Annotated in this window: 24 protein-coding genes and 3 tRNA genes; 16 read left to right on the top strand and 11 right to left on the bottom strand. The window is 42.4% G+C overall.

All coding sequences use genetic code 11. The features are described from left to right. Nucleotides 1–119: 119 nt before the first annotated feature. On the bottom strand, nucleotides 120–755 hold the full coding sequence (locus tag NH399_RS04455; protein WP_253037264.1) for a hemolysin III family protein: 636 nt from the start codon (nucleotides 753–755) through the stop codon (nucleotides 120–122). Between the two features lie 233 nt (nucleotides 756–988). Between NH399_RS04455 and NH399_RS04450 the strand changes: the two genes are divergently transcribed. Together NH399_RS04450 and NH399_RS04445 are read left to right on the top strand one after the other, a co-directional pair. Continuing rightward, the gene (locus tag NH399_RS04450; RefSeq protein WP_253037263.1) at nucleotides 989–1480 is read left to right on the top strand and encodes a histidine phosphatase family protein; all 492 of its coding nucleotides are present in this window, start codon (nucleotides 989–991) and stop codon (nucleotides 1478–1480) included. Nucleotides 1481–1574: 94 nt separating this feature from the next. Then, nucleotides 1575–2243: an SMI1/KNR4 family protein gene (locus tag NH399_RS04445; RefSeq protein WP_253037262.1), complete on the top strand. Its 669-nt coding sequence runs from the start codon at nucleotides 1575–1577 to the stop codon at nucleotides 2241–2243. 48 nt (nucleotides 2244–2291) lie between these two features. On the opposite strand, the gene NH399_RS04440 is transcribed toward NH399_RS04445, so the two are convergent. Both NH399_RS04440 and NH399_RS04435 read right to left on the bottom strand, forming a co-directional pair. Beyond that, nucleotides 2292–4466, bottom strand: a complete 2175-nt coding sequence (locus tag NH399_RS04440; protein WP_253037261.1) for a M3 family metallopeptidase — start codon at nucleotides 4464–4466, stop codon at nucleotides 2292–2294. Between the two features lie 117 nt (nucleotides 4467–4583). Further along, nucleotides 4584–5021, bottom strand: coding sequence for a hypothetical protein (locus NH399_RS04435; protein WP_253037260.1), 438 nt, complete (start codon nucleotides 5019–5021; stop codon nucleotides 4584–4586). 342 nt (nucleotides 5022–5363) lie between these two features. Here NH399_RS04435 and NH399_RS04430 point away from each other — a divergent pair, with 342 nt between their 5' ends. Together NH399_RS04430 and NH399_RS04425 are read left to right on the top strand one after the other, a co-directional pair. Beyond that, the gene (locus tag NH399_RS04430; protein WP_253037259.1) at nucleotides 5364–6026 is read left to right on the top strand and encodes a YceH family protein; all 663 of its coding nucleotides are present in this window, start codon (nucleotides 5364–5366) and stop codon (nucleotides 6024–6026) included. A gap of 106 nt (nucleotides 6027–6132) precedes the next feature. Beyond that, nucleotides 6133–7371 carry a bifunctional alpha/beta hydrolase/OsmC family protein gene (locus tag NH399_RS04425; protein WP_253037258.1) on the top strand — a complete coding sequence of 413 codons (1239 nt, stop codon included), beginning with the start codon at nucleotides 6133–6135 and terminating at the stop codon, nucleotides 7369–7371. 14 nt (nucleotides 7372–7385) lie between these two features. On the opposite strand, the gene NH399_RS04420 is transcribed toward NH399_RS04425, so the two are convergent. After that, nucleotides 7386–7886: a hypothetical protein gene (locus NH399_RS04420; protein ID WP_253037257.1), complete on the bottom strand. Its 501-nt coding sequence runs from the start codon at nucleotides 7884–7886 to the stop codon at nucleotides 7386–7388. A gap of 161 nt (nucleotides 7887–8047) precedes the next feature. On the opposite strand from NH399_RS04420, the gene bluB reads away from it, so the two are divergent. Next, the gene (gene bluB / locus NH399_RS04415; protein ID WP_253037256.1) at nucleotides 8048–8719 is read left to right on the top strand and encodes a 5,6-dimethylbenzimidazole synthase; all 672 of its coding nucleotides are present in this window, start codon (nucleotides 8048–8050) and stop codon (nucleotides 8717–8719) included. A 10-nt stretch (nucleotides 8720–8729) separates the two neighbouring features. On the opposite strand, the gene NH399_RS04410 is transcribed toward bluB, so the two are convergent. The 4 genes from NH399_RS04410 to NH399_RS04395 all read right to left on the bottom strand — a co-directional run bounded on the left by NH399_RS04410 (nucleotide 8730) and on the right by NH399_RS04395 (nucleotide 11230). After that, nucleotides 8730–9713 (bottom strand): NAD-dependent epimerase/dehydratase family protein, encoded by a 984-nt coding sequence (locus NH399_RS04410; RefSeq protein ID WP_253037255.1) that lies wholly within the window; start codon nucleotides 9711–9713, stop codon nucleotides 8730–8732. Nucleotides 9714–9787: 74 nt separating this feature from the next. Beyond that, entirely contained in the window at nucleotides 9788–10141 is a 354-nt protein-coding gene (locus NH399_RS04405) for a DUF3703 domain-containing protein (RefSeq protein ID WP_253037254.1), read from the bottom strand. A 214-nt stretch (nucleotides 10142–10355) separates the two neighbouring features. Further along, entirely contained in the window at nucleotides 10356–10859 is a 504-nt protein-coding gene (locus NH399_RS04400) for a GrpB family protein (RefSeq protein ID WP_253037253.1), read from the bottom strand. Nucleotides 10860–10876: 17 nt separating this feature from the next. Further along, the gene (locus tag NH399_RS04395; protein WP_253037252.1) at nucleotides 10877–11230 is read right to left on the bottom strand and encodes a GFA family protein; all 354 of its coding nucleotides are present in this window, start codon (nucleotides 11228–11230) and stop codon (nucleotides 10877–10879) included. 358 nt (nucleotides 11231–11588) lie between these two features. On the opposite strand from NH399_RS04395, the gene NH399_RS04390 reads away from it, so the two are divergent. From NH399_RS04390 to NH399_RS04370, 5 genes are all read left to right on the top strand, one after another. Then, nucleotides 11589–11664: transfer RNA gene (locus NH399_RS04390), tRNA-Ala, on the top strand. Nucleotides 11665–11704: 40 nt separating this feature from the next. Beyond that, nucleotides 11705–11780, top strand: a tRNA-Glu gene (locus tag NH399_RS04385). 114 nt (nucleotides 11781–11894) lie between these two features. Then, a tRNA-Glu gene (locus tag NH399_RS04380) sits at nucleotides 11895–11970 on the top strand. A 99-nt stretch (nucleotides 11971–12069) separates the two neighbouring features. Continuing rightward, on the top strand, nucleotides 12070–12654 hold the full coding sequence (locus tag NH399_RS04375) for a tetratricopeptide repeat protein (RefSeq protein WP_253037251.1): 585 nt from the start codon (nucleotides 12070–12072) through the stop codon (nucleotides 12652–12654). Nucleotides 12655–12739: 85 nt separating this feature from the next. After that, nucleotides 12740–13723, top strand: coding sequence for an IS30 family transposase (locus NH399_RS04370; protein WP_253037250.1), 984 nt, complete (start codon nucleotides 12740–12742; stop codon nucleotides 13721–13723). Between the two features lie 226 nt (nucleotides 13724–13949). Here the strand turns inward: NH399_RS04370 and NH399_RS04365 are convergent, their stop codons facing one another. Continuing rightward, on the bottom strand, nucleotides 13950–14903 hold the full coding sequence (locus NH399_RS04365) for a transposase (RefSeq protein WP_253037249.1): 954 nt from the start codon (nucleotides 14901–14903) through the stop codon (nucleotides 13950–13952). A 218-nt stretch (nucleotides 14904–15121) separates the two neighbouring features. On the opposite strand from NH399_RS04365, the gene NH399_RS04360 reads away from it, so the two are divergent. From NH399_RS04360 to NH399_RS04350, 3 genes are all read left to right on the top strand, one after another. Next, nucleotides 15122–15811 (top strand): metallophosphoesterase, encoded by a 690-nt coding sequence (locus NH399_RS04360; RefSeq protein ID WP_253037247.1) that lies wholly within the window; start codon nucleotides 15122–15124, stop codon nucleotides 15809–15811. 160 nt (nucleotides 15812–15971) lie between these two features. Continuing rightward, nucleotides 15972–16304: a gamma-glutamylcyclotransferase gene (locus tag NH399_RS04355; protein ID WP_253037243.1), complete on the top strand. Its 333-nt coding sequence runs from the start codon at nucleotides 15972–15974 to the stop codon at nucleotides 16302–16304. Nucleotides 16305–16360: 56 nt separating this feature from the next. After that, on the top strand, nucleotides 16361–16804 hold the full coding sequence (locus tag NH399_RS04350) for a GNAT family N-acetyltransferase (RefSeq protein WP_253037242.1): 444 nt from the start codon (nucleotides 16361–16363) through the stop codon (nucleotides 16802–16804). Between the two features lie 172 nt (nucleotides 16805–16976). On the opposite strand, the gene NH399_RS04345 is transcribed toward NH399_RS04350, so the two are convergent. Beyond that, entirely contained in the window at nucleotides 16977–17474 is a 498-nt protein-coding gene (locus NH399_RS04345) for a nuclear transport factor 2 family protein (protein WP_253037241.1), read from the bottom strand. A gap of 187 nt (nucleotides 17475–17661) precedes the next feature. Between NH399_RS04345 and NH399_RS04340 the strand changes: the two genes are divergently transcribed. Together NH399_RS04340 and NH399_RS04335 are read left to right on the top strand one after the other, a co-directional pair. After that, complete coding sequence (locus NH399_RS04340; protein WP_253037239.1) at nucleotides 17662–18186, top strand: hypothetical protein; 525 nt, start codon at nucleotides 17662–17664, stop codon at nucleotides 18184–18186. A 181-nt stretch (nucleotides 18187–18367) separates the two neighbouring features. Beyond that, nucleotides 18368–19165, top strand: a complete 798-nt coding sequence (locus NH399_RS04335) for an MBL fold metallo-hydrolase (RefSeq protein ID WP_253037237.1) — start codon at nucleotides 18368–18370, stop codon at nucleotides 19163–19165. A gap of 60 nt (nucleotides 19166–19225) precedes the next feature. On the opposite strand, the gene NH399_RS04330 is transcribed toward NH399_RS04335, so the two are convergent. Then, nucleotides 19226–19828, bottom strand: a complete 603-nt coding sequence (locus NH399_RS04330) for a hypothetical protein (protein WP_253037235.1) — start codon at nucleotides 19826–19828, stop codon at nucleotides 19226–19228. A gap of 337 nt (nucleotides 19829–20165) precedes the next feature. Between NH399_RS04330 and NH399_RS04325 the strand changes: the two genes are divergently transcribed. Beyond that, on the top strand, nucleotides 20166–20492 hold the full coding sequence (locus NH399_RS04325; RefSeq protein ID WP_253037234.1) for an MmcQ/YjbR family DNA-binding protein: 327 nt from the start codon (nucleotides 20166–20168) through the stop codon (nucleotides 20490–20492). Nucleotides 20493–20667: the final 175 nt, after the last annotated feature.

The raw sequence follows: 20667 nt of genomic DNA, 5'->3' as shown, positions 1-20667 counted from the left end.
TAATTATGATTTTAAAGTAGCGCTGTTAGCATTTGTTAGTGGGTAACAGAAGTTGTCTGATTGTTTTATATTCACCTTGTTGTTGAAGATGAAATGAGTTGCTTACTCTAAGCTGTGAACTAGATCACGAAACTATAAATAGAAAAGAAGTGACAAGCACATCCTGCCATAACAAAGCAATGCCAGATCGCATGAGTGTATTGAATCTGCTTGGCAACGTAAAATATCACGCCAATGCTGAAACATATCCCTCCCGCCAATAATAACCACAGTCCATTAGTGGGTACTGCTTGATAAAGTGGATAGATAAAGAAAATAGCCATCCAGCCCATTAGCAGATAGAAAGCGACAGAGATTTTGGCAAAGCGTTTACCAGCGAACCACTTGAGCAATAATCCTACTAACGCCAATCCCCAAATAAGAGTGATACCTAAACTACTCAACCAACCATTTAAAGAAACTAATAAAAAAGGAGTGTAGGTTCCTGCTATTAATAGATAAATAGCGGAGTGATCGAGCATTTTTAGAATGGGCTTTGCAGTGGGTGAGGCGATGGTGTGATAGAGCGTCGATGACAAAAAGACAAGCAACAACGAGATACCGTAGATAAGGGTACTGGCTATCGCAACGGGCCCTTCGGCTTTGAGTTGCAGCATGACCAAACCAACAATGGCTAATAGAAATCCGACGCCGTGAGTTAACCCGTTCAGGCGTTCTTCAAGAGGAGAGTAGGCGGATGTTGTTAAATTATTCATCGTGGTTTGCTAACTGGTAGGATTAGTTGCATCTTACCCGTTTGGCGTACATCTGTACACTGAAAGATAAAGCACAGGAGTTGATACAACAGAATCTCTATTTCTTTTAGGCACTTACTGAGAGGGTGGGGATTGAGATAGTGTTATATTTACCAGCAACTGGCTTATTTGCTTTAGAGAAATTCGTTAAAATAGCCTCATAAGTCTTTAAATAAACAAAAGTGGTGATTTGGATGAAAATTGTGTTATTGGCACTCGTATTGTTTGGCTTGTCTGATATTACTCTTGCTGCACCCAATGAAGATATTCTGAGTGTATACCTGATTCGCCATGCCGAAAAGCAGCAGGGCAAAGATCCTGAGCTCACTAAAAAAGGTCTACAACGAGCAGGTTTTTACCGTCACTTCTTAAAAGATGCAGCAATAGATGGCATTTTTTCGACCGATTATCAGCGCACTCAGCAAACGGTTAAGCCCCTCGCACAACATTATAAAAAAGACGTAACCCTTTATGATCCTCGTCAACTTAAACAATTTGCCGAGCAACTTAAGCAAAAGAAAGGCAATTATGTTGTGGTCGGGCACAGTAACACGACACCGCAATTGGCTTCGTTTTTGGGGGCAGATGAGTGGGCAATGGATCATCACGAATTTGATCGTGTTTATCATTTAATATTAAAAGATGGCAAGCTTATTTTTTCGACCATATTGCGAAGCCCTAAATAAGTTCTTCGTTGGGGTATTGCTTTTTTAAAGAGTTTACAAAAAAGACAACTAATTACTGCAAGTAAAATAAAGATAATATGGGAGCGCAATAAATATGACTGCGAGCCGTCAAAAGATAGAAGAGTTTTTTAAGGCTATAGATTCTAAAATAGAAGTCACTGAACATTGCTTTAATAAAGGAGCGACGACGGATGAGCTGGATAAATTAGAATCTGCATTGGGTTTTGATTTACCTGTAACCTATAAAGAGTTACTACAGCATGCCAATGGAGAGGGCGAAAAAAAATTATTAACGATGGGCCTGTTTTTCTCAAGCTTTGATCGGGTGCTTGCCGAAATAGAGCGCTTTAAGTCATGGGATGATCATCAGCCTGAGAGTGTTTATCAAAAAGGTATGATAAAACCTAATTTATATAACCCCAAGAGGATTCCTTTTGCCAGTGATGAATCGGGGCAATATTTGTGCATTGATTTTGATCCTGACGTCAAGGGGCAGGATGGACAAATTATCTATTTGCCTACGTCAGAGCCAGAGCCTGTATCCGTCATTGCAGCAAGCTTTGATGACTTTTTAGATTTTATTACTGCGGCAATAAAAAACAATCAATTGAGTCTATATGATGAACGAGAAGATTGGGATGAAGATGACTGGGAAGAATGGAGAGTTGAAGAAGATGGAGATCTTCGACAAGTCACTGTTTATTTTGAGCGTGGTTGGAAAGATGATTGGACGGACGTCGCTGAACAATATAATTTGAGATAAGAATATTAAGCCCCTGACTTTCGAAGTCAGGGGCTTGTTCATCAGCTATTAACGAACGACAGGGAATCCTCGTGCTCGCATCAGAGCATTGATGTCGGCATCTTTGCCACGGAACGCTCGGTAGGCTTCTACCGGATCGACGGCATTACGAACGCTGAATAAGTGCTCTACGAGTTTTTCTGCCAGAGCTTCATCATAGAATCCACCAGGCGCATTGGCAAAAGCTTCTGCTGCATCAGCGGTTAACACTTCTGCCCACATATAGCCATAGTAAGCCGCTGCATAACCTTCGCCAGAGAATATGTGTCCGAAGTGCGGTGTTCTGTGACGCATAACGATCTCTTCTGGCATATTTAGCGCTTTAAGCGTTTCTCGCTCAAATTGATCCGCATCAATATTCGCAGGATCAATGGTGTGCAATTTCATATCAATCAGTGCAGACGCCAAGTATTCTGTCGTCGCAAATCCTTGATTGAAGGTCGCCGCTTTTTTAATTTTCTTAACCAATGATTGGGGCATTGGTTTTCCAGTTTTGTTATGAACCAGGAAGCGATCAATCACTTCATCTGTAAACAACCAGCGTTCTAATAGTTGCGATTGAAACTCGGTATAGTCTCGAACACCGCCATTTAAAGATGGGTAATTTACTTTTGAAGAAAGGGCATGTAAGGCATGGCCAAACTCATGGAAGAAGGTTTCGGCATCATCCCATGAAATGAGCGTGACTTCACCAGGAGCAGGTTTAATGAAGTTGGAATTGTTAGAGGACAAAACATTCGTCTTACCATCAATAGTGGTATGTCCGCGATAGCTGGTTGCCCAGGCTCCAGATTGTTTGCCTTTACGTGCAAAAGGATCGAGATACCATAAACCAACATGTTCACCGGTATTTTTGTTGGTCACTTCCCATACTTTAACGTCGGGATGAAAAACTGGAACGCTGCCTTCTTTGACTGGCGTAAACTCGAAGTGGAATAAGCGGCCAGCAACATAAAACATCGCGTCACGAAGTTTATCGAGCTGTAGGTATTGCTTAATTTCGTTGGAGTCCAGATCGTATTTCTGCTTACGGACTTTTTCGGCGTAGTAGCGATAGTCCCAGGGTTTAACAGTAATTTTATCGCCTAGTTTATTGGCAACTGCCTGCATGTCGGCGACTTCTTCTTTTACGCGAGCAATGGCGGCGGGCCAAACTGCTTCCATTAATTTGATCGCACGATCAGGGGATTGAGCCATACGATCTTGCAAACGCCACTCAGCGTAGTTAGAAAAGCCCAGCAATTGGACACGCTCATGGCGTAGTTTCAAAATTTTCGCAATCAGTTGATTGTTGTCGTGTTTATCACCGTTGTCACCACGACTGTAATAGGTCTCCCAGACTTTTTGACGTAGCTTTCGCTCGGTAGAGTAGGTCAAAAATGGAGACATTGATGAGCGCGTATTGGTGATGGCATAGGAGCCTTCTTTTCCGCGCGATTTTGCAGCAGCTGCAGCTGCGGATACAAAGGAGTCAGGTAAGCCACCCAGTTGTTCTTTGGTGAGATAGAGAACGTAGTTTTCTTCGTCAGCCAGTACGTTTGAAGCAAATTGAGTATGTAGCTGTGCTAGCTGCTCGTTAATTTCGGCAAACCGCTTTTTGGCAGCAGGCTCGAGAGTCGCGCCATTCTGTGCGAAATTATTGTAGGTTATTTGTACCAGGCGTTGCTGCTCTGGATTTAAGCTTTTCATCACCTCTGGGCTATGCACGGCCTTAATACGTGCAAACAAACGCTCATTTCGATTGATTTTTGCACTGTACTGGGCGTATTGAGGGATCAGCTTGACCTGAACAGCACGAAACTCTTCTGAAGAACGGTTTGAACTCCACACGCCAAAATAGGCAAACAGACGATTCAGTGCTTTGCCCGAACGCTCCATCTCAAGGATTGTATTATCGAAAGTGGGTGCCGCTGGATTGTTGGCTATGACATCGATTTCGTTGAGGCTCTCTTGAGCTGCCACCGTAAAGGCAGACTCCAGATCGCTGACTTTAACCGTATCGAAAGCGGGCACACCACCGTAAGGACCAGACCATTCTTGCAATAACGGGTTGCTTTGCTCTGCCTGTGCGGCTTTTGTGACAGGCACCTGGTTGGTTGGCTGAGAGGTGGTTTGCGTATCTGCACAACCCAGCATAAGGGTAGAGATAAGGGCGCTACTAATGAGTGAAGGGCGAAGCTTCATTGTTGTTATGCCTCCTAAACATGCACTTTTGAAATGCTTTAAGTCTATTTCATCCCGCCAGACTAACCGTATACGCCCTTCATGCCTAGTCAGGAAATGTAATAAAGCATTACCCCATTAAGGGCGATGAGGCCGTCTTCTTTCTGGAGGGGGGAGAGGAGATTGCATGACTCGTTCTAATGTTTGCAGTACTCGATGCTCTGCGGAGGGTTTGGCAAACATGAGCATTTTCCAGCCAACAAACAGCGAAAATACGATAGCGACCACCGACATCCAGACAAAGCGGTGCTTAAAGTAGCGAATAATAAAATACAGATACAGGCCCAGGATGATTAAGCGCGATGCCGTTTTGATAAAGGCGCCGCCATCGACAATCAACGCAGACAGTAAACTACCAACGACTCCGGCAAGTAGGCCAAATAGGGCAATGCGCTTATCGTGAAAAAATGCCTGCCATGTGAGCGTTGTTACACCAACAATCAGTAGGCAAAAATTGATTTCAAACAGAGTTTTGTAGCCGTCACTAAGGTAGAAGTAGTAATAGAGTATTTTCATTAAAAGTCGTTAGTTATAGCCAGAACAATCGTTATACCTCTATCGTCTTTTAGACTGCACTGGTGTTGACCAGGTGCAATGTAAAAAACTTAGGGCGTCAACCCTACCGGCTGAGCTGCTTTGCAGAATAGCCTAGTATATCAAAATAATCTTTAGCGAAGGAGTGATTCTGATCAATCCAGAGCTTGATTTGTGATTGCAAAAGGCGGCTTGATATCATCAGAGAGTGATAATAGACTGAGCCTCATCGCAGTATCAATTCCCAAAGTATTTTAAGGTGCAGGTAGGCGGCCAACAGCGCTGCACCTTGAAAGACGACGGGTATATTAGAAAGGAAACCTCATGAGCCTGGCATTATCGCTTCATCAAACTCGAGTCTTAGGGTGTTTAATAGAAAAAGAAGTTACCACTCCCGAACAATACCCACTATCACTCAATGCGTTGACCAACGCGTGCAATCAAAAAAGTAACCGTGAGCCGGTATTGTCTCTGGCAGAAAGCGATGTGCAAAATGCGCTGGATGAGTTGGCTTCTATCCACCTGATTATGGAAGACACCGCATCAGGCAGCCGTGTGGTTAAATATAAGCATCGATTTTGTAATACCGAGTTCGGTGAGCTTAAGTTAACGGCGCAAGAGCTGGGTATTTTATGCGTCCTCTTTTTACGCGGACCCCAAACGCCGGGAGAATTGCGCAGTCGTACCAATCGACTGTGTAACTTTCGCGATGTGAGCGAAGTGGAGTCGGTGTTATTGCAGTTATCTCGTCGTGAAGATGGACCTTTTGTTCAATCCTTGCCGCGTGAACCGGGTAAGCGTGAGAGCCGTTGGCAACATCTGTTAGGTGATAGCCAGGAAGAGCAGTCCACAGCGCCAGAGCCGGTGATGACTTCACCCTCTGCTTCTGGAGTTGAGGAGCGGGTAGCAGAACTGGAATCGCAAGTTGAATTAATGCAGCTTGAAATCGACGAGCTAAAAGAGCAACTTAAAGCTCTAATCGACTGAAGGTGATTTCAAGTTAATAAACTCAGCCGTTGTAGCGTAACAATTCTATACTCTCAATAGTCTTATTTAGACCAACAGGTCCTAACCCACATAAGCGAGAGGAACTATGAAGCTGCAACGAAAAAAGTTTACCTTTGTCAACGAGCAGGGCATTGAGCTCTCTGCACTGCTTGAAATGCCAGCGAATGAACCTCGTGGATTTGCGCTGTTTGCGCACTGTTTTACCTGCGGCAAGGATATCTCATCAGCTTCTCGTATCGCGAGAGCGTTAGCAGCCCGCGACATTGCCGTACTGCGTTTTGATTTTACGGGGCTCGGCAGTAGTGATGGTGACTTTGCTAACTCTAACTTTTCAACCAATGTTCAAGATTTAATCGCAGCGGCAGAACATTTGCGCCGCGACTATTTGGCGCCTGTTTTGTTGATCGGTCATAGTTTGGGGGGAGCTGCTGTCTTGGCTGCCGCCGAACAGATTCCAGAATGCAAAGCTGTGGTGACTATTGGAGCTCCATCGGATCCTGAGCATGTGCAAAAGCAATTTGCATGTGATATTGATGACATTGTCAGGCAAGGATCGGCGCAAGTCAGTTTGGCTGGGCGACCCTTTGTGATTACTAAGCAGTTTCTTGACGATATTGAGTCACAATCTCTGGCAGAAAAAATAGCCCATCTTAAAAAAGCATTATTGGTGTTTCATTCTCCACAAGATGCCACTGTGTCGATTAACGAAGCGGCAAAAATTTATCAGGCAGCGAAGCATCCTAAAAGTTTTGTTTCGTTAGACAATGCGGATCACTTACTGACTCGCAAAGAAGATGCAGAGTATGTCGCAAACACGATTAGCGAGTGGGTCTCTCGTTACTTGCCTGATGACCAGCCTGTCCATAAAAACTCATCGCTATCTGTGAGTGGTGGGCAAGTGGTTGTTAAAGAAAAAAACAAACAGTTTTTGCGCGATATTGTTACTGATGATCATTTCTTTCAGGCTGATGAGCCCATTAGAGTTGGCGGCAGCAATCTGGGCCCTGATCCTTATGAATTATTACTGGCTTCTTTAGGTGCCTGCACTTCGATGACGATTCGTATGTACGCTAATCGCAAAAAGATTCCTTTGGTTGATCTGGATGTCTCTTTATCTCACTCTCGTGAGCATTTAAAAGATTGTGAAAACTGTGACGATGCTGGCAATAAAATGGATGTTATCGAAAGGTATATTCGTTTTTATGGCGACGAACTAACGGCTGAACAACGTCAACGCCTGTTAGAAATCGCTGATCGATGTCCTGTCCATAAAACACTGATGAACATGGGAGAAATTCGAACCTTTGAAGCACCAAGTGAGTGAAGCTTTGTGTGTGATTAGTCCATCCAGTCTTTAATCAAAGAAACTAAAAAAGTAATACGACTATTGGATAACTGGCGGTAGTCTAAGTAGGGCGTAATAACACATCGAGCTTCTTCGTTGATCGCAAATTGTTCGTTAAGCCATGTCATAGACGGCAGGTCTAGTGTTTGTGCATAGGTTCTGCCAGCAATAAGATGAATGCGGTTTTTTGTTTTTATGTTGCTAAAATCAGGCGGACAAAAAAGCAGTGCTTGCTGGGAGTCTGCCTGTAGCAAATAGTGATCACGCAGCTGTTGCCAGGTATTCCATTGAAGGGAGTCGAGCTCGAACGCTAACTTGGCATACACATTAAAAATTTTTCGCCAATGGTTGCCCGTTTGTTGAGCAATACTAGCAATTTCTCCAGTCACCATGGGCTGCAAATGAGACAGTTGTTCATATTCCGCTAGGGGTGGTCGATTCTGTATATAAATGGCTAGTTTAAAGTGTTTGTTACCTAGTCCGACAAGTGACATAAAAGTGTGTAGGCTCCGTTATTTAATGCTTGCTCAATTTACCTGTGCTGGATGTGTTGTTCAAGTCTCCAAAAATTCCCTTTTCATTCTATTTCATTCCGCTATGATACTTGCGACTGTTTTAATATTTACTAGCAAGCCAGTGTAAAAGAGAATTCAATATGAGCCAGCATGCCTACCCACAAGAACAAATCGATGCCGTTTATCGAGCGATTTATGAGCGCCGTGATGTTCGCCATTTTGTGGCGGGTGAGATTGAAGAGAAAACACTCAAGCGTTTGTTGGCGGCGGCCCATCAGGCTCCCAGCGTTGGCTTTATGCAGCCCTGGCGGTTCATTCGAATTACCAGCCATGATACACGCCAAGCTATCCATGCTCTTGTCGAGAAGGAGCGTGTTGCTACTGCCGAAGCGATGGGGGAGCGCAGTGACGAATTTATGCGGCTCAAAGTAGAAGGCATACTGGAATGCTCTGAGGTGCTTGTTGTTGCACTGGCTGATAGGCGAGAAGAACATGTATTTGGCCGACGAACCATGCCGGAGATGGATCTATCGTCGGTTAGTTGTGCGATTCAAAATATCTGGTTAGCGGCCAGAGCGGAAGGTTTGGGCATGGGGTGGGTCAGCTTATTTGAGCCAAGCGAACTGGCGACCTTGTTAAAGATGCCAGAAGGTAGCCAGCCCGTTGCAGTTTTATGCTTAGGCCATGTTGATGCGTTTTATGACAAACCCATGTTAAGTATTGAAAACTGGGCGCATCGACGAGATTTGGATGAGCTGGTGATGGAAAATCAATGGCAAGAACTGGCCGATCATCAAGACCAGCCAGACTAAACTCTAAAATTTAGATGCGCTTGTGCTGGCGTAACCAGTCGAAGCAATCTTGCAGCATATCATCGAGTGGAACGCTTGCATTGTAGCCAAGCTCCTTTTGTGCTTTTGCACTGCTGACTTTTAATACGTCGCTTACAATTAAGGCTTTTTCGGGAGTGACGTCGGGTTCTTTTTTAGAAATAAACGCCCACCACTCTGACACTTGGCCAATGATGGTTAATAGCCAGGCAGGGATAGGTTTCTCAGGTACTTTTTTATTTAATAACCCACCAATTTTTTGCGCAAACTCTACAAACGAAGCGTCAGCCCCTGACAGAATATAGTTTTCACCTTTGCGGCCTTTGAGCGCAGCTTGCCAGTGGGCATGAGCAACCTGTTCGATGTGACAGAAGCTACCGAAACCTGGTGGCACACCCGGCAGTTTATCGGTTGCAATCAACGTAAACATTTGTGACCAGTTGTGGGTATCCCAGGGACCAACCAGGTGACATGGATTCAGTATGACTGCATCGAGATCTTGTTCTTTTACTGCCTTGCGAATATTTTGTTCTGATAAATATTTAGTTCGGTAGTAGTTGGCGATGCTGTCGCCGCCTCGCTGGGGTGTTTCTTCTGTGATCGTTTCGTTGTGATGAATACCAAAGGCAGCGATGCTAGAAGTATGGACCAGACGACAATTTTCGCGTGTTAAAGCTAACTGGATAATGTTCTCAGTACCGCCCAGATTTATCTTACTTTGCAGTTCATTTTTTTGTGACCACATGCTGGTATCGGCGGCAATGTGAAAGATGGTATCTACATCTTGAGGGCAAGCTGAATTAAGCGAGTCAAAGTTGAGTACATCGCCTTCATACCAGTTTATGGAACAGTCTTTAAAGGCAGATATGTCGGATGTAGTACGGCGGATAGCATGAACTTCTACCCCTTGCTTTAATAATAGAAATATCAGATTGGTCCCAAGAAACCCGGTGGCTCCAGTTATAAAAGCTTTCACGATGCGCCTCTTTTTTATTCTTGTAATAAGTCAAGAGTACCAAACCCGATTGAGATTGAATAGTTGCAGCTCTTCTATTCCATATTTTGTCCATCTTTAAAGTAGGGGAGCAATGCTTCGCGTATTGGCATGGGTTTAAAAGGGTTAACGTTTGCGCCGCCTGTATTGCCACGAGGAACCCAGAGATGGGTAAATAACAATGCCGCTATAATGCGAAAACCCTGTCCAATCCATTCGTTTAGATTTCGATACTTAATGGCCCATTTTGCCATTTCCCAATGACTGCGAGTATGCAGACGCCAGTTATCTTGTCCCAGAATATGAGCATTTTCTAGTTGATAGAAAGCTGCTTGAGGTTGTTCTTCTCGCATCAATCGATGAGCATTGGTTAGAGCGGTATAAAAAGCGGATTGGCGTTGAGGGTTCATAATGGCTCCTGATTAAAGTGATTGATCAGAAGCCTAAAGGCTGGAGTTGCTCGAGGGTCAATCGTTATCCATACCCAAAGTATTTCAAGGTGCAGGTAGGCGGCCAGCAAGCGAATCCCCTGAGCTTAGCTGTACTAAGCGATTGGGGTGAGTGCGCGCAGCGCTGTAACTTGAACAACAGCGCTGCATCTTGAAAGGCGACGGGTATATTAATTTATTGACGATTGAGCACTTCTTTAATAAACGGCCACTTCTTTTGAGTGTAAGCTTCTCTATCATCTCGATATTGTTCTGCCAGTTTGATTTTTAAAGTTTGATACTCGTTAGCTAACTCTGGATGGTTTCTCAGTCGATCTCGAAACAGCAATCGTTGGTGCCATAACTCACTATCGAACGGAATAAGATGCAAATGATGGGTTCGGAAGGCGTCGGAAGGTTTGCAAAACCAATGCATAACATCAGGTTTATAGGGATAGTAACAATAGCCATTTTGAGTCAGTACTTCGATAGCTTCTTTTGAAGCAGCCAAAGAGGTCACGCCAACCATTATATCTATGATAGGTTTTGCCGTAAGCCCCGGAACAGAAGTGCTGCCAACATGTTCGATGCTGCCACCTATCCAGGGGGCGAGCAAAGGGGATAAGAAGGCTTTCTCTTGCTCAAACTGTTTTGGCCAGTTGGTGTTATAGGGGGATAGTTCAATGGCTGCGGAAGTCATGTGTTTCTCTCTAAAGTCTATAGTTGGTTTCTGCCATCAAATTGAGTCAATTTTAGTGAACGGGGAGAAAGTCCTTCGACACAACCTAGATTGATACGGTATTTGCCTGGGTCATAAGTAGTATCGTGAAAAGGGTAGATACCACAATGCTTGCAAAAGTAGTGGTTAACATCTTTATCGCCCCATTGATAATTGGTTAATGCGTCTTTGCCAGACAGCAGATTGAATTGATCAGGTTCGACGTAATGCGCTGACATAATGGCGTTTTTACGAATGCAAATAGAGCAATTGCATTGAAGACCTGCGTCAATATTAGGCAATTGAAAGGTAAAAGTAACGGCTCCACAATGACAGCGTCCTGAGTATTCCATGGTTAGATATCCCGATGTATGTTTTTTATTGAGTGTATGTGAATTTTTAGAAAAATGCACTACTTAATTGAGTAGTTTTTTGTTGGGCAAATTTGGAGTGTTTGTATAGGATGCGTGTAAAGGTGAACCAAGAAGATAGAGAAGGGTGGGTTTTATGAGCTGCTGGCAAAAATATGTGTCTGTCTATTATAGTGTGAGAAATCAATAAGATGGCGTAATCTTGAGCGATTCGATGATTCTTCAATCGATTCTTATCTTAGCGCGATCACTTATCACCCAAGTCATAGAAATTTAATACTTTTTTCATCTTTTTTATTGACAGTTTACAGGTCTATCTATAATATTCGGCTCCGTCTTCGGGGCTATAGCTCAGCTGGGAGAGCGCTACAATGGCATTGTAGAGGTCAGCGGTTCGATCCCGCTTAGCTCCACCAAGATTTTTAATCTCGGTGTGAAAACACCGAGATGTCCTAAGTCCCCTTCGTCTAGAGGCCTAGGACACCGCCCTTTCACGGCGGTAACAGGGGTTCGAATCCCCTAGGGGACGCCATTATTTGGAGCGCTTACTCATCGAGTAGGCGTTTTTTATCGGAGACAAGCTATACTTGTTTGTCTCAACTGCCGACAAGTTCGGTGGGGCAGAGTAAAATCTGTTAAGTCCTAAGTCCCCTTCGTCTAGAGGCCTAGGACACCGCCCTTTCACGGCGGTAACAGGGGTTCGAATCCCCTAGGGGACGCCATATTTAAAGGCTCGATCATTTGATCGGGCCTTTTTTTATGCCTGGAATTTAAGTAGGGTGTCTGGTAAATCGAAACGCAGGTATAAGTGATTAATCTCAATGACTAGAACGACACGGTACAAAATAATTTATTTTTCAGCTATCGTTATTTTAATGGTAGTGGCGATTTATCTCTATCATGCATTTGATCGAAATTTTGTTGTATTGCTGGCGATTGTTGGAGTTGCTTTAATTCCTGGTCGTGCTCAAGGGATATTGCTTAGAGAACATTTTAAGGGAAGACAACTAATGACTCAGGGTGAGTACCAAGAGGCAAAAGAGTGTTTTGACAACTTTAGCAGAAAACTGAGCAATAAAAGTTGGCTAAAACATACTATATGGTTAGGAGGTTTTGTTTATACCAAAGATATTGAAGCCATGACGCTAAACAATATTGGTGTTTGTAATCTTGAACTGGGAGATGTTGAGAATGCTCGAGAGATGTTTAATGGTGCTCTCGAAATCGATGTTGATTATCCGATACCTTATTTCAATCTATCTATTATCAGCGAGTTGGATGGAAACCGAAGTCAGTCTGAGGAGTTTTTGAATAAATCTATTGAGTTGGGATATGCCCAAACGACTGCTGATCAAGTGATACATAAAGCTCAAGAAATATATGCGATTATTGAAAGTAGAGGATAAACGCTGCATTAGCGGACACTCCTCCTGGTTTCAAAATAGAAGTGCACCACCTATACTAATGGCTTATATGCCAAGGAGGTGCACAATGGGAAAGATTTACTCACATCTATCTCTATTTGAGAGACAGAGAATATTTGATTGGTTTCACTACCAGAAGAAGTCAATCAGGGAAATAGCAAGGCGATTAAGTCGTTCACATTCAACCATTAGTCGAGAAATAAAAAGGCATACTTACTTTTATTATGTTGATTGTTATTACCCTCACCCAGCACATCAAGCCTATAAAAGCATGCTCAAAAATAGGGCAAAGAAGATACTGACTAAGTGTGATAAAACCCAAAACTATGTCATTGAGAAATTAAAGCTAGGTTGGTCTCCAGGAATTATTTCTGGAAGGCTAAAGCGGGAAAATGAGTTGAGATATATCTGCCATGAGTCAATTTATCAGTTCATCTATAAAGAAGCTCCAGAGCTTAGAGCGTTTCTTCCAAGGAAACATAAAAGACGCAGAAAGAAATATCCCTATAGGAAACATCCCACAAAAATCAGTTTAAAAACAAGCATTCTTGAGTGTTCTCCATCGATTAACAACCGCTCAGAGTTTGGTCACTGGGAAAGTGATTCCATTGAGTCTAAAAACAGGAAGTGCGCGATTAACGTTTTATTAGAACGAGTTTCCAGGCTAACTCATATAACAAAACTTACTTCGAAAAAGGCATTCGTAACAAAGAATGCCATAGTAAAGCGATTGTCTGAGCATCCAGGTCATTTAGTTAAGTCGATAACCTATGATAATGGTGTTGAAAATGCTGAGCATTTAGAGGTTAATCGACGCCTTAATTGTGACTCTTATTTTTGTCAGCCATACCATAGCTGGGAAAAAGGCGCTGTCGAACAAATAAACAGCTTAATCAGACGGTTCTTACCTAAAGGAACTGACTTTACAGAGGTTACTGACACCGCTTTAAGAAAGATTGAATATCAGCTTAATTCCAGGCCCCGTAAATGTCTGGATTACAGAACTCCAAACGAAGTTTATAATGAAATAAATGGTGCACTTTCAACTTGAAGCTGGGCCTTTTATTAAAAGTAACAACAAGCAGACATCCTGTTTACAAGAAGTTAAAAACACTTCTTACAAGCAACTGCATTAAATTTGAAGGTGTTTTCTATTTGAATTTTGTTCTCAAAAGTTTGTTTGGGTCATATAGATTAATGCGAAATTGGGAGTGACATTTTCTCTGGATGATAAAGCGCCTTTCGCATAGGCGAAATAAGGACTTCTTTGTACTAACTCAGGAATAAAGCAGCTTAGCCGAACTGATTCCGTGCAAACAACGGCGATAAAGCTTCTTGGCTCGTTGTCGAATAAACTCAACCGGACCTATGACTCGACAGTAACGACTCTCTAAGGATTGAAGTTGTGTTAACCAATGGTTGCTCTGTAGGTTGAGACGTTCTAGTACGGATTGAGCTTCTTTAGGTATGGAGGCTTTATTGGGATGAACAATCGCTTTACCTGCCCATTCAACCAGATTAATGTAGTCCCTGTTTGATATATTCTGAGTAATTTGTTTTACAGAGCCTGAAACAGGAAGTAATGTTTCATTAAGTGATTTGTCATCAGTTATGTCATTAAGTCGCTGCTTGATGGAAGTGTGATGAGACTCTTCTAACTTTTGAGTGATTTTCGCTCTGACGGGATTCAGGTCCACATAAGCCATACAGGAAAGTACGGCTCCTTCATCCAATAGGGCTTGAGAGGTATAGCGAGACTGCCAGAACTTGCCATTGCAGTCATCTTCTTGATTACTGAGCTTAGCTAAGGGTTCATTCAATCGACTCATAAACCAGGAGAGGGAGCCGAGTCGTTGTCGATAGAGGGCGAGTGTTTTAGGTGAGTTCAAGATGGCCTGTTTTCGAAGAGTTCTTCTGACGTCAGTTTTACTGGGATAAATAGCAAGCCATCGCTCTGCGACCTCATCATTGCTCCATTGTAGTGGTGCCAATGGGTCTAGATACAACACAATATGATAATGGTTACTCATCACCGCATAAGCATAGATATCAATGGAGAAGAGGGTGCTCAGTTCCTTTATTCTCCTCTCAATCCAGTCTTTACGATGAGAATAGTCTTTGCCAGTTTCTTCATTTACCCCACAAAGAAAGGCTCTTCGAACACAACGAGTGGAGCAGTGATAAAATCCGGGCGAGTGGGAATCCACCAGTTCTTTTCTGGCAATGGTCATCCATGACCTCCTTAATACTTATAAAGTCAGCAACATAGTGTCGAACCAAAGACCTTGAGGCCAGAGGAGAATAACTACTGATGATGTGAGAGGTTTCTTAATCTGTATTAGGCAAAGTGCTATAGTCGGAATGTCTGGTGATTTTACGATTTGAAATTCTTAATTAGTGCCCTTACAAATATGGTAGAATAGAAAATAAAGGAGACAGTTGACTCATTATGAGTAACAGAGTATTTGCCATTGGCGACATCCATGGACATTTGAAGCCACTTCAAGCCATTATTCAAAAGGCGAATCTAGTTGCTGGAGATACTCTTGTCTTTCTGGGAGACTATATCGATCGTGGTCCAAGTTCGAAAGCGGTTATTGAATACTTGATTGAGTTAGAGTCTCAATATGAAACAATCTTTATATTAGGCAATCATGAAGAGGCTTTGTTAACCTCGCGAACCGATAGTGATTACTTTGAAGCTTGGTTAGGTTTTGGTGGGGATACAACCCTTCGCTCATATCAACTCCCCATTGAACAGGAGAGCTTAAGTAAAATACCAACCAGGCATTGGCAATTCTTGGATAACTGCCGTGAATACTATGAGACGGATACCCATCTGTTTACCCATGCGACCATTGATCCTGATGTAAACATTAAATATCAATCGGAAGAAAATCTTAGGTGGTCAAAGCAGTTTTCTACTACCCCCCACACATCTGGTAAAGTCTCGGTTTGTGGTCATGTATCCCAAAAGAATGGTCAAATACTGAATCTCGGACATTCCGTTTGTATTGATACCTACGTATATGGTGGCGGATGGTTAACATGCCTAAACTTAGCGGATAACAGCTATATTCAAGCCAACGAACACGGACTGTGCCAAACGGGTGTGTTAGCCCAAGAGCTATACGATTAAACTCAGGTCTAAGGTTCAGGGGCATCTATAATTAGTGCTTCGAAGCCAGAGGAAAATAGCCTTTAATGATGTGAGAAGTTGCTGAGTCTGCTTTGAGTTAAGTGTTATAGTCGGAGTGTCTGGTGGTTTGTATAGTTAGCAAATAAGTGAAGGTATTAGAGTGAAGCGATTATTTGTTTACGGTACTCTAGCTCCCGGTCGAGTTAATCATCATGTTTTAGCCAATGTGCCGGGCAATTGGGAGTCAGCCTCTTTGAAAGGACATCTATTTTATGAGGGGTGGGGAGCTGATATGGGATGTCCCGGAATTGTTCCCTCGGAGACAGGTGAAAGTGTTGAAGGTTATGTTTTATCCTCTGATTGTTTGGAGGAGTACTGGGATAGACTGGATGAGTTCGAAGGGAGTGGATATCAAAGAGAATTAGCTAAGGTAAAGTTAGCTAATGGCGAGTTCGTTGAAGCATTTGTTTATGCGCTTAGTGGCGGCAGTTGAATTTTTATTTTAAGGACCTATTAACATAATTTGTTTGGAAAGTTTGAGGTCTAATAATGGAAGTTACACTCCACCGAGTAACAAAAGAAAACTATGAAGCTGTTTGTGAGTTAGATGTTACTAAGGAGCAAGAAGAGTATGTTGCTTGTAATATGTGGTCATTAGTTGAATCTATGTTCAACCATGGTTATGAAACCAGAGCTATCTATTTAGAGAAAGAGGTTGTTGGTTTTTTTATGTGGGTGAAAGAGACTGACGATAAGGTTTCTATCTGGCGATTTATGGTCGATGCAAAGTATCAAAATAAAGGCATTGGACGGAAGGCTCTCAGCCTTGCGATAGATGAAGTAAAACGAAATATCAATATTAAACAGATTGAGATCTGTTATGACCCAAAAAATCCAGTTGCTAGAGACTTTTATGCCAGCTTTGGATTTGTAGAAACGGGGATGGATGAAGATGATGAAGACATGCTTGCTATAATAGAGCTTGCGGCATAACAATGCTTTGCCTGGTCGTACAGAGATTGCTTGTTGGCCATTAATATTTTAAGCATTCAGTATGTGAAGCTGAATGCTTAAATGTAAAAGAAAGATTGTGCTCTTATCAACTATATTCGTGTCTTCCTGGCCAAGGGGGCTCTTTGAAATTTAGTTAACTTAAGCGACTAAATTAGTCTTCGAAAGCGGGTTTATGATCAAAGCTGAGAACTCGTTTTAGTATCCATTGATCTTTTTCTAAAACCCAAAGGTGGGTGAATTTCGCTATGCCGGTTTTTTTCAATTGTTGCCCTGAACGTTTGATATAAAACTCGTGGGTGCCGTTTTGTATAGCTCCATAAAGCTTTCCGTTGTCTTTAAGAGGGTAGACCTCCATGGTGTCTTCAACTAATTTTCTTATGGGTTTGTTGTTTTCATCTGAGCAGATGTTTTTTTCTACCGCAGATAGAAAGGCTTGTCGGTTCTGTAGTCCTGCGACATCATGATAAAACTCGAAGTCTTCCGGTATGATAGGCTCTAGTACACTTGTTTTGCACTGATTAAAAGATTCTTCAAAAATAATATGATCCAGTTGCTGTATTTTTAGGAAGAGCTGTTTCTCCTCATCGACTTTTGATAATGCTGGAGCGGTCGAAGCCAGGGCTACGAACAAGAGAAAAATTATTTTCATTTTTTATACCTGAATTGTTTTTGGCTTAATGGAAAGAAACAAAAATCGTGCCAATATCAAACCCAGCGTAGAGCGCCTAGGGAAGGCTAGCAAAGTTATTTTTGTGTGATAAAAGGACTAAAATGTGGCGAGCATGTTTAGTTTAAGGTTAAAATACCTACTCTCATGTTAGAGAAGGATTAGTATTATGAGCATGGTAGTGCAAAGCGAGTGCCCGGGAGAGGCGCTATATGATCGATATTACAATGAATGGGATTATACCGATTGTTTTATTACCGAAGTGACTGGCGAAGTTAGCCTGGAACAATTTGTCGAAGCATTCTATACCACTTATGTTTTTAAGATGGAGCGAGTAGTTCTTGCATGTCTGGTGTTTAAGTTTTCGTCAGATAGAGATGTTGAACAGTTAGTTAAGGGAGAGTCAGATAAGTTTGCTGCATGGACGATTGAAGACAGAGCTGATGACCAACTATTGATGTGCGACTTTCAAAGGAAAACTCGGTCTTGGTTTAAAGTAGAGCCGTATGAAGAAGATGGCTGTCAAAAAACGCGTTTATATTTCGGTACCGCAGTTGTCGCTGATCGAAAAGATAAGCAAGGTAACCCAAGTATTGGCAAAGAGTTCAACTTTTTTATAGGGTTTCATGTTCTTTATTCTCGCGTGCTTTTGTCGGCAGCAAGGAATAGGCTAGTTAAAACACTGAAGCGATAGTCTTTATTGGCTGAGGTATCAAGGAGTTAATATTGAATTAGCTCCTTATTTTGAGATTCTTTAAGGTAGGAAAGGTCCGCGGCTTCCGTTTAATTATTGTTGATTGATTTTTAATCTTTTGTTGGCTCGTGTTAAGATATTCAATAACAATAATAACGGTCGTGTAAAGGCTACGCAGACAATGAAATTTCCCATCTTGATTATCTTTATATTTAGCAGTTTTTTATCGGTGGCCCATGATAACAAGGGCAGAGCTCATTACCTAGGCAATGAAGGTGTTATGGTGAGCCAGTCTGGTGTTAAAGTGCTTTTTGATCCTTTTTTTCATAATAGCTATGGGCATTACACTCTGGTTCCAGAAAAGTTGAGACAAGCTATTTTTGATAACAAAGCACCTTATGATAATGTCAGTGCGATATTCATTAGCCATGCTCATGGCGACCATTTTGATAAGAACGATGTTTTAAAATACCTGCAAAAAAATCAAACTGTGAAGCTGTTTGCTCCGGCACAAGCGGTAGAGATGATAAAGAACCTAAAAGGATATAAAGAAGTTAAAGACCGAGTAACTGCAGTACATTTAAAAAAAGGAGAGGCACCCAAGCATTTTAGTATAAAAGACATTGATATTGAGGTGGTGCGCATTCCTCACGCTGGTTGGCCTAAGCGAGCTGAGATAGAAAACATGGTTTTTCGAGTAAAGGTTGGCGGTTCAACTGTGGTTATGCATATGGGAGATGCCGATTCTGATGTCTCCCATTACTATGAGCAACAGTTTTTCTGGCCTAAGCAAACGACAGATATGGCTTTCCCTCCTTATTGGCTGTCGCTCTCAGCTTCAGGTAAGCATGTTTTAAATAAAGTTATCAACGCGAAGAAAATTATTGGAGTTCACGTACCTACTACTGTACCACCAGATTTAAAAGCGAGTGGAGATGACTTTTTCTCTAAGCCTGGTGAAACTCGGGATATCGAGTAGATAAAGTGTAATGAGATAAGAAGGGCACTCTTAGCTTAAATGAGTGCCCGTTGAGTTTAGTTAAGTATCGCTGTCACCTGTTTCTGGTGTATCGCCAGTTTCTGTTGGTTGTGGCGTAGAAGAGCTGGGTAAGGTTGGCACTGACGCCGAGTTGATCACCGCCGCTTTTTCTAAAGATGCGACTTTTTCTTTCAGGGTATTCAGTTCTTTTTTGATTCGCGTATTTTCTCGGCCTAGCCATCCAGCACGCGCTGATTCTTTTTCGAACTTTTTTTCAGCTTCAGTGAGTTTCTTTTTTAAATCGTCAGTTAAGGCGGCTGCTTGAGACGTATTAGCTGATTTTTGTTGCTCTGCTTGTTGGATTGTCTGATTGGCTTGTTCGAGTTGTTGGCCTAAGGCTTCGACTTGAGATTCAAGCTGCTGGATTTTTTGGGCGGCATCATCAATCTGTATCTGGCTTTTTTGGGCAATATCAAGCTCGGCTTGTTTCAGAGTGCGTTGATATAGCTCGTAGCCTCCTGCTGCAGATGCGCCTGCGACGACAATAAAGGCCAGCAGGCTGGACTTGTGGTGCTTAAAAAAGCTCTGCTGTGCACCGCAAAACGGACAGGCAGTTTCGCCCCATGCGATTTCTCGTTTGCAGCCTATGCAGCGGTTTTTCATAGTATGAGATCTCTTTGTACTGTCTTCATGCAAGAATAGCATGCCTCTCACTGCGAAAAAAGGCATGGATGTTTGAAGTGGCACAGCAGTCTAACCTTGGCTTTCAGCCTATACTCCTATTACTCGTTTGCGCGTTAAATGCCTCTTTGGTATGAACAAAATGTAAACTAAAAAAGTATTGATAGTATTTTCTGAATGCTGTGTTTAGATTAAAAACGTCATCGGAGATTGAGCTTAAGAGGCTTGTAATAGGTTTGTGCAATCTGGATACTTATGAAGAGCATGCAAGATTGACACAGGCATCTAAGAGTCCAATATCATTTTGAGGACAAACAATATGAGTGATCCAACTAAAGTTATTTGTGAGCAGGCACGGGCGTTTCCTGATGTTGTAGAAGGTATGTCATGTAATCAAAGTTCCTTTAAAGCCAAAAAAAGTAAGTTTTTGTTTATTGGACCAGGCCCGAAAGGAAAAGGCTATAAAGCCATGTTTAAACTGGAGCAATCCATAGAGCAAGCCCAGGAGCTTGCAACAAAAGAGCCAGAGCGATATAAAGTGGGAGCATCAGGCGGCTGGATCACTGTTTTGTTTACTGAACAAAAGCCCATCCCAAAGGGCATTTGGCAGAAGTGGTTAAAAGAGTCTTATCAATTAAGCTGCTAAGTTTAGACTGTCGGTGCATGATAATGGAATGAGCAAGGAGCAAAGGAAGTGAATAAACTTTGAGCTGGCGTTTTTAAATATGTTAGAATTCAACGCTTCTCGAGGAGGTAGACGAGAGATTTAGGAGCGAATGCTCATGGATTGGTTAGACACTGAATAATATTTACAGGAAGTC

The organism is Pleionea sp. CnH1-48, assembly GCF_024124665.1.
Lineage (GTDB): Bacteria > Pseudomonadota > Gammaproteobacteria > Enterobacterales > Kangiellaceae > JAMXSB01.
This window is presented reverse-complemented; position numbering and strand designations above follow the sequence as displayed.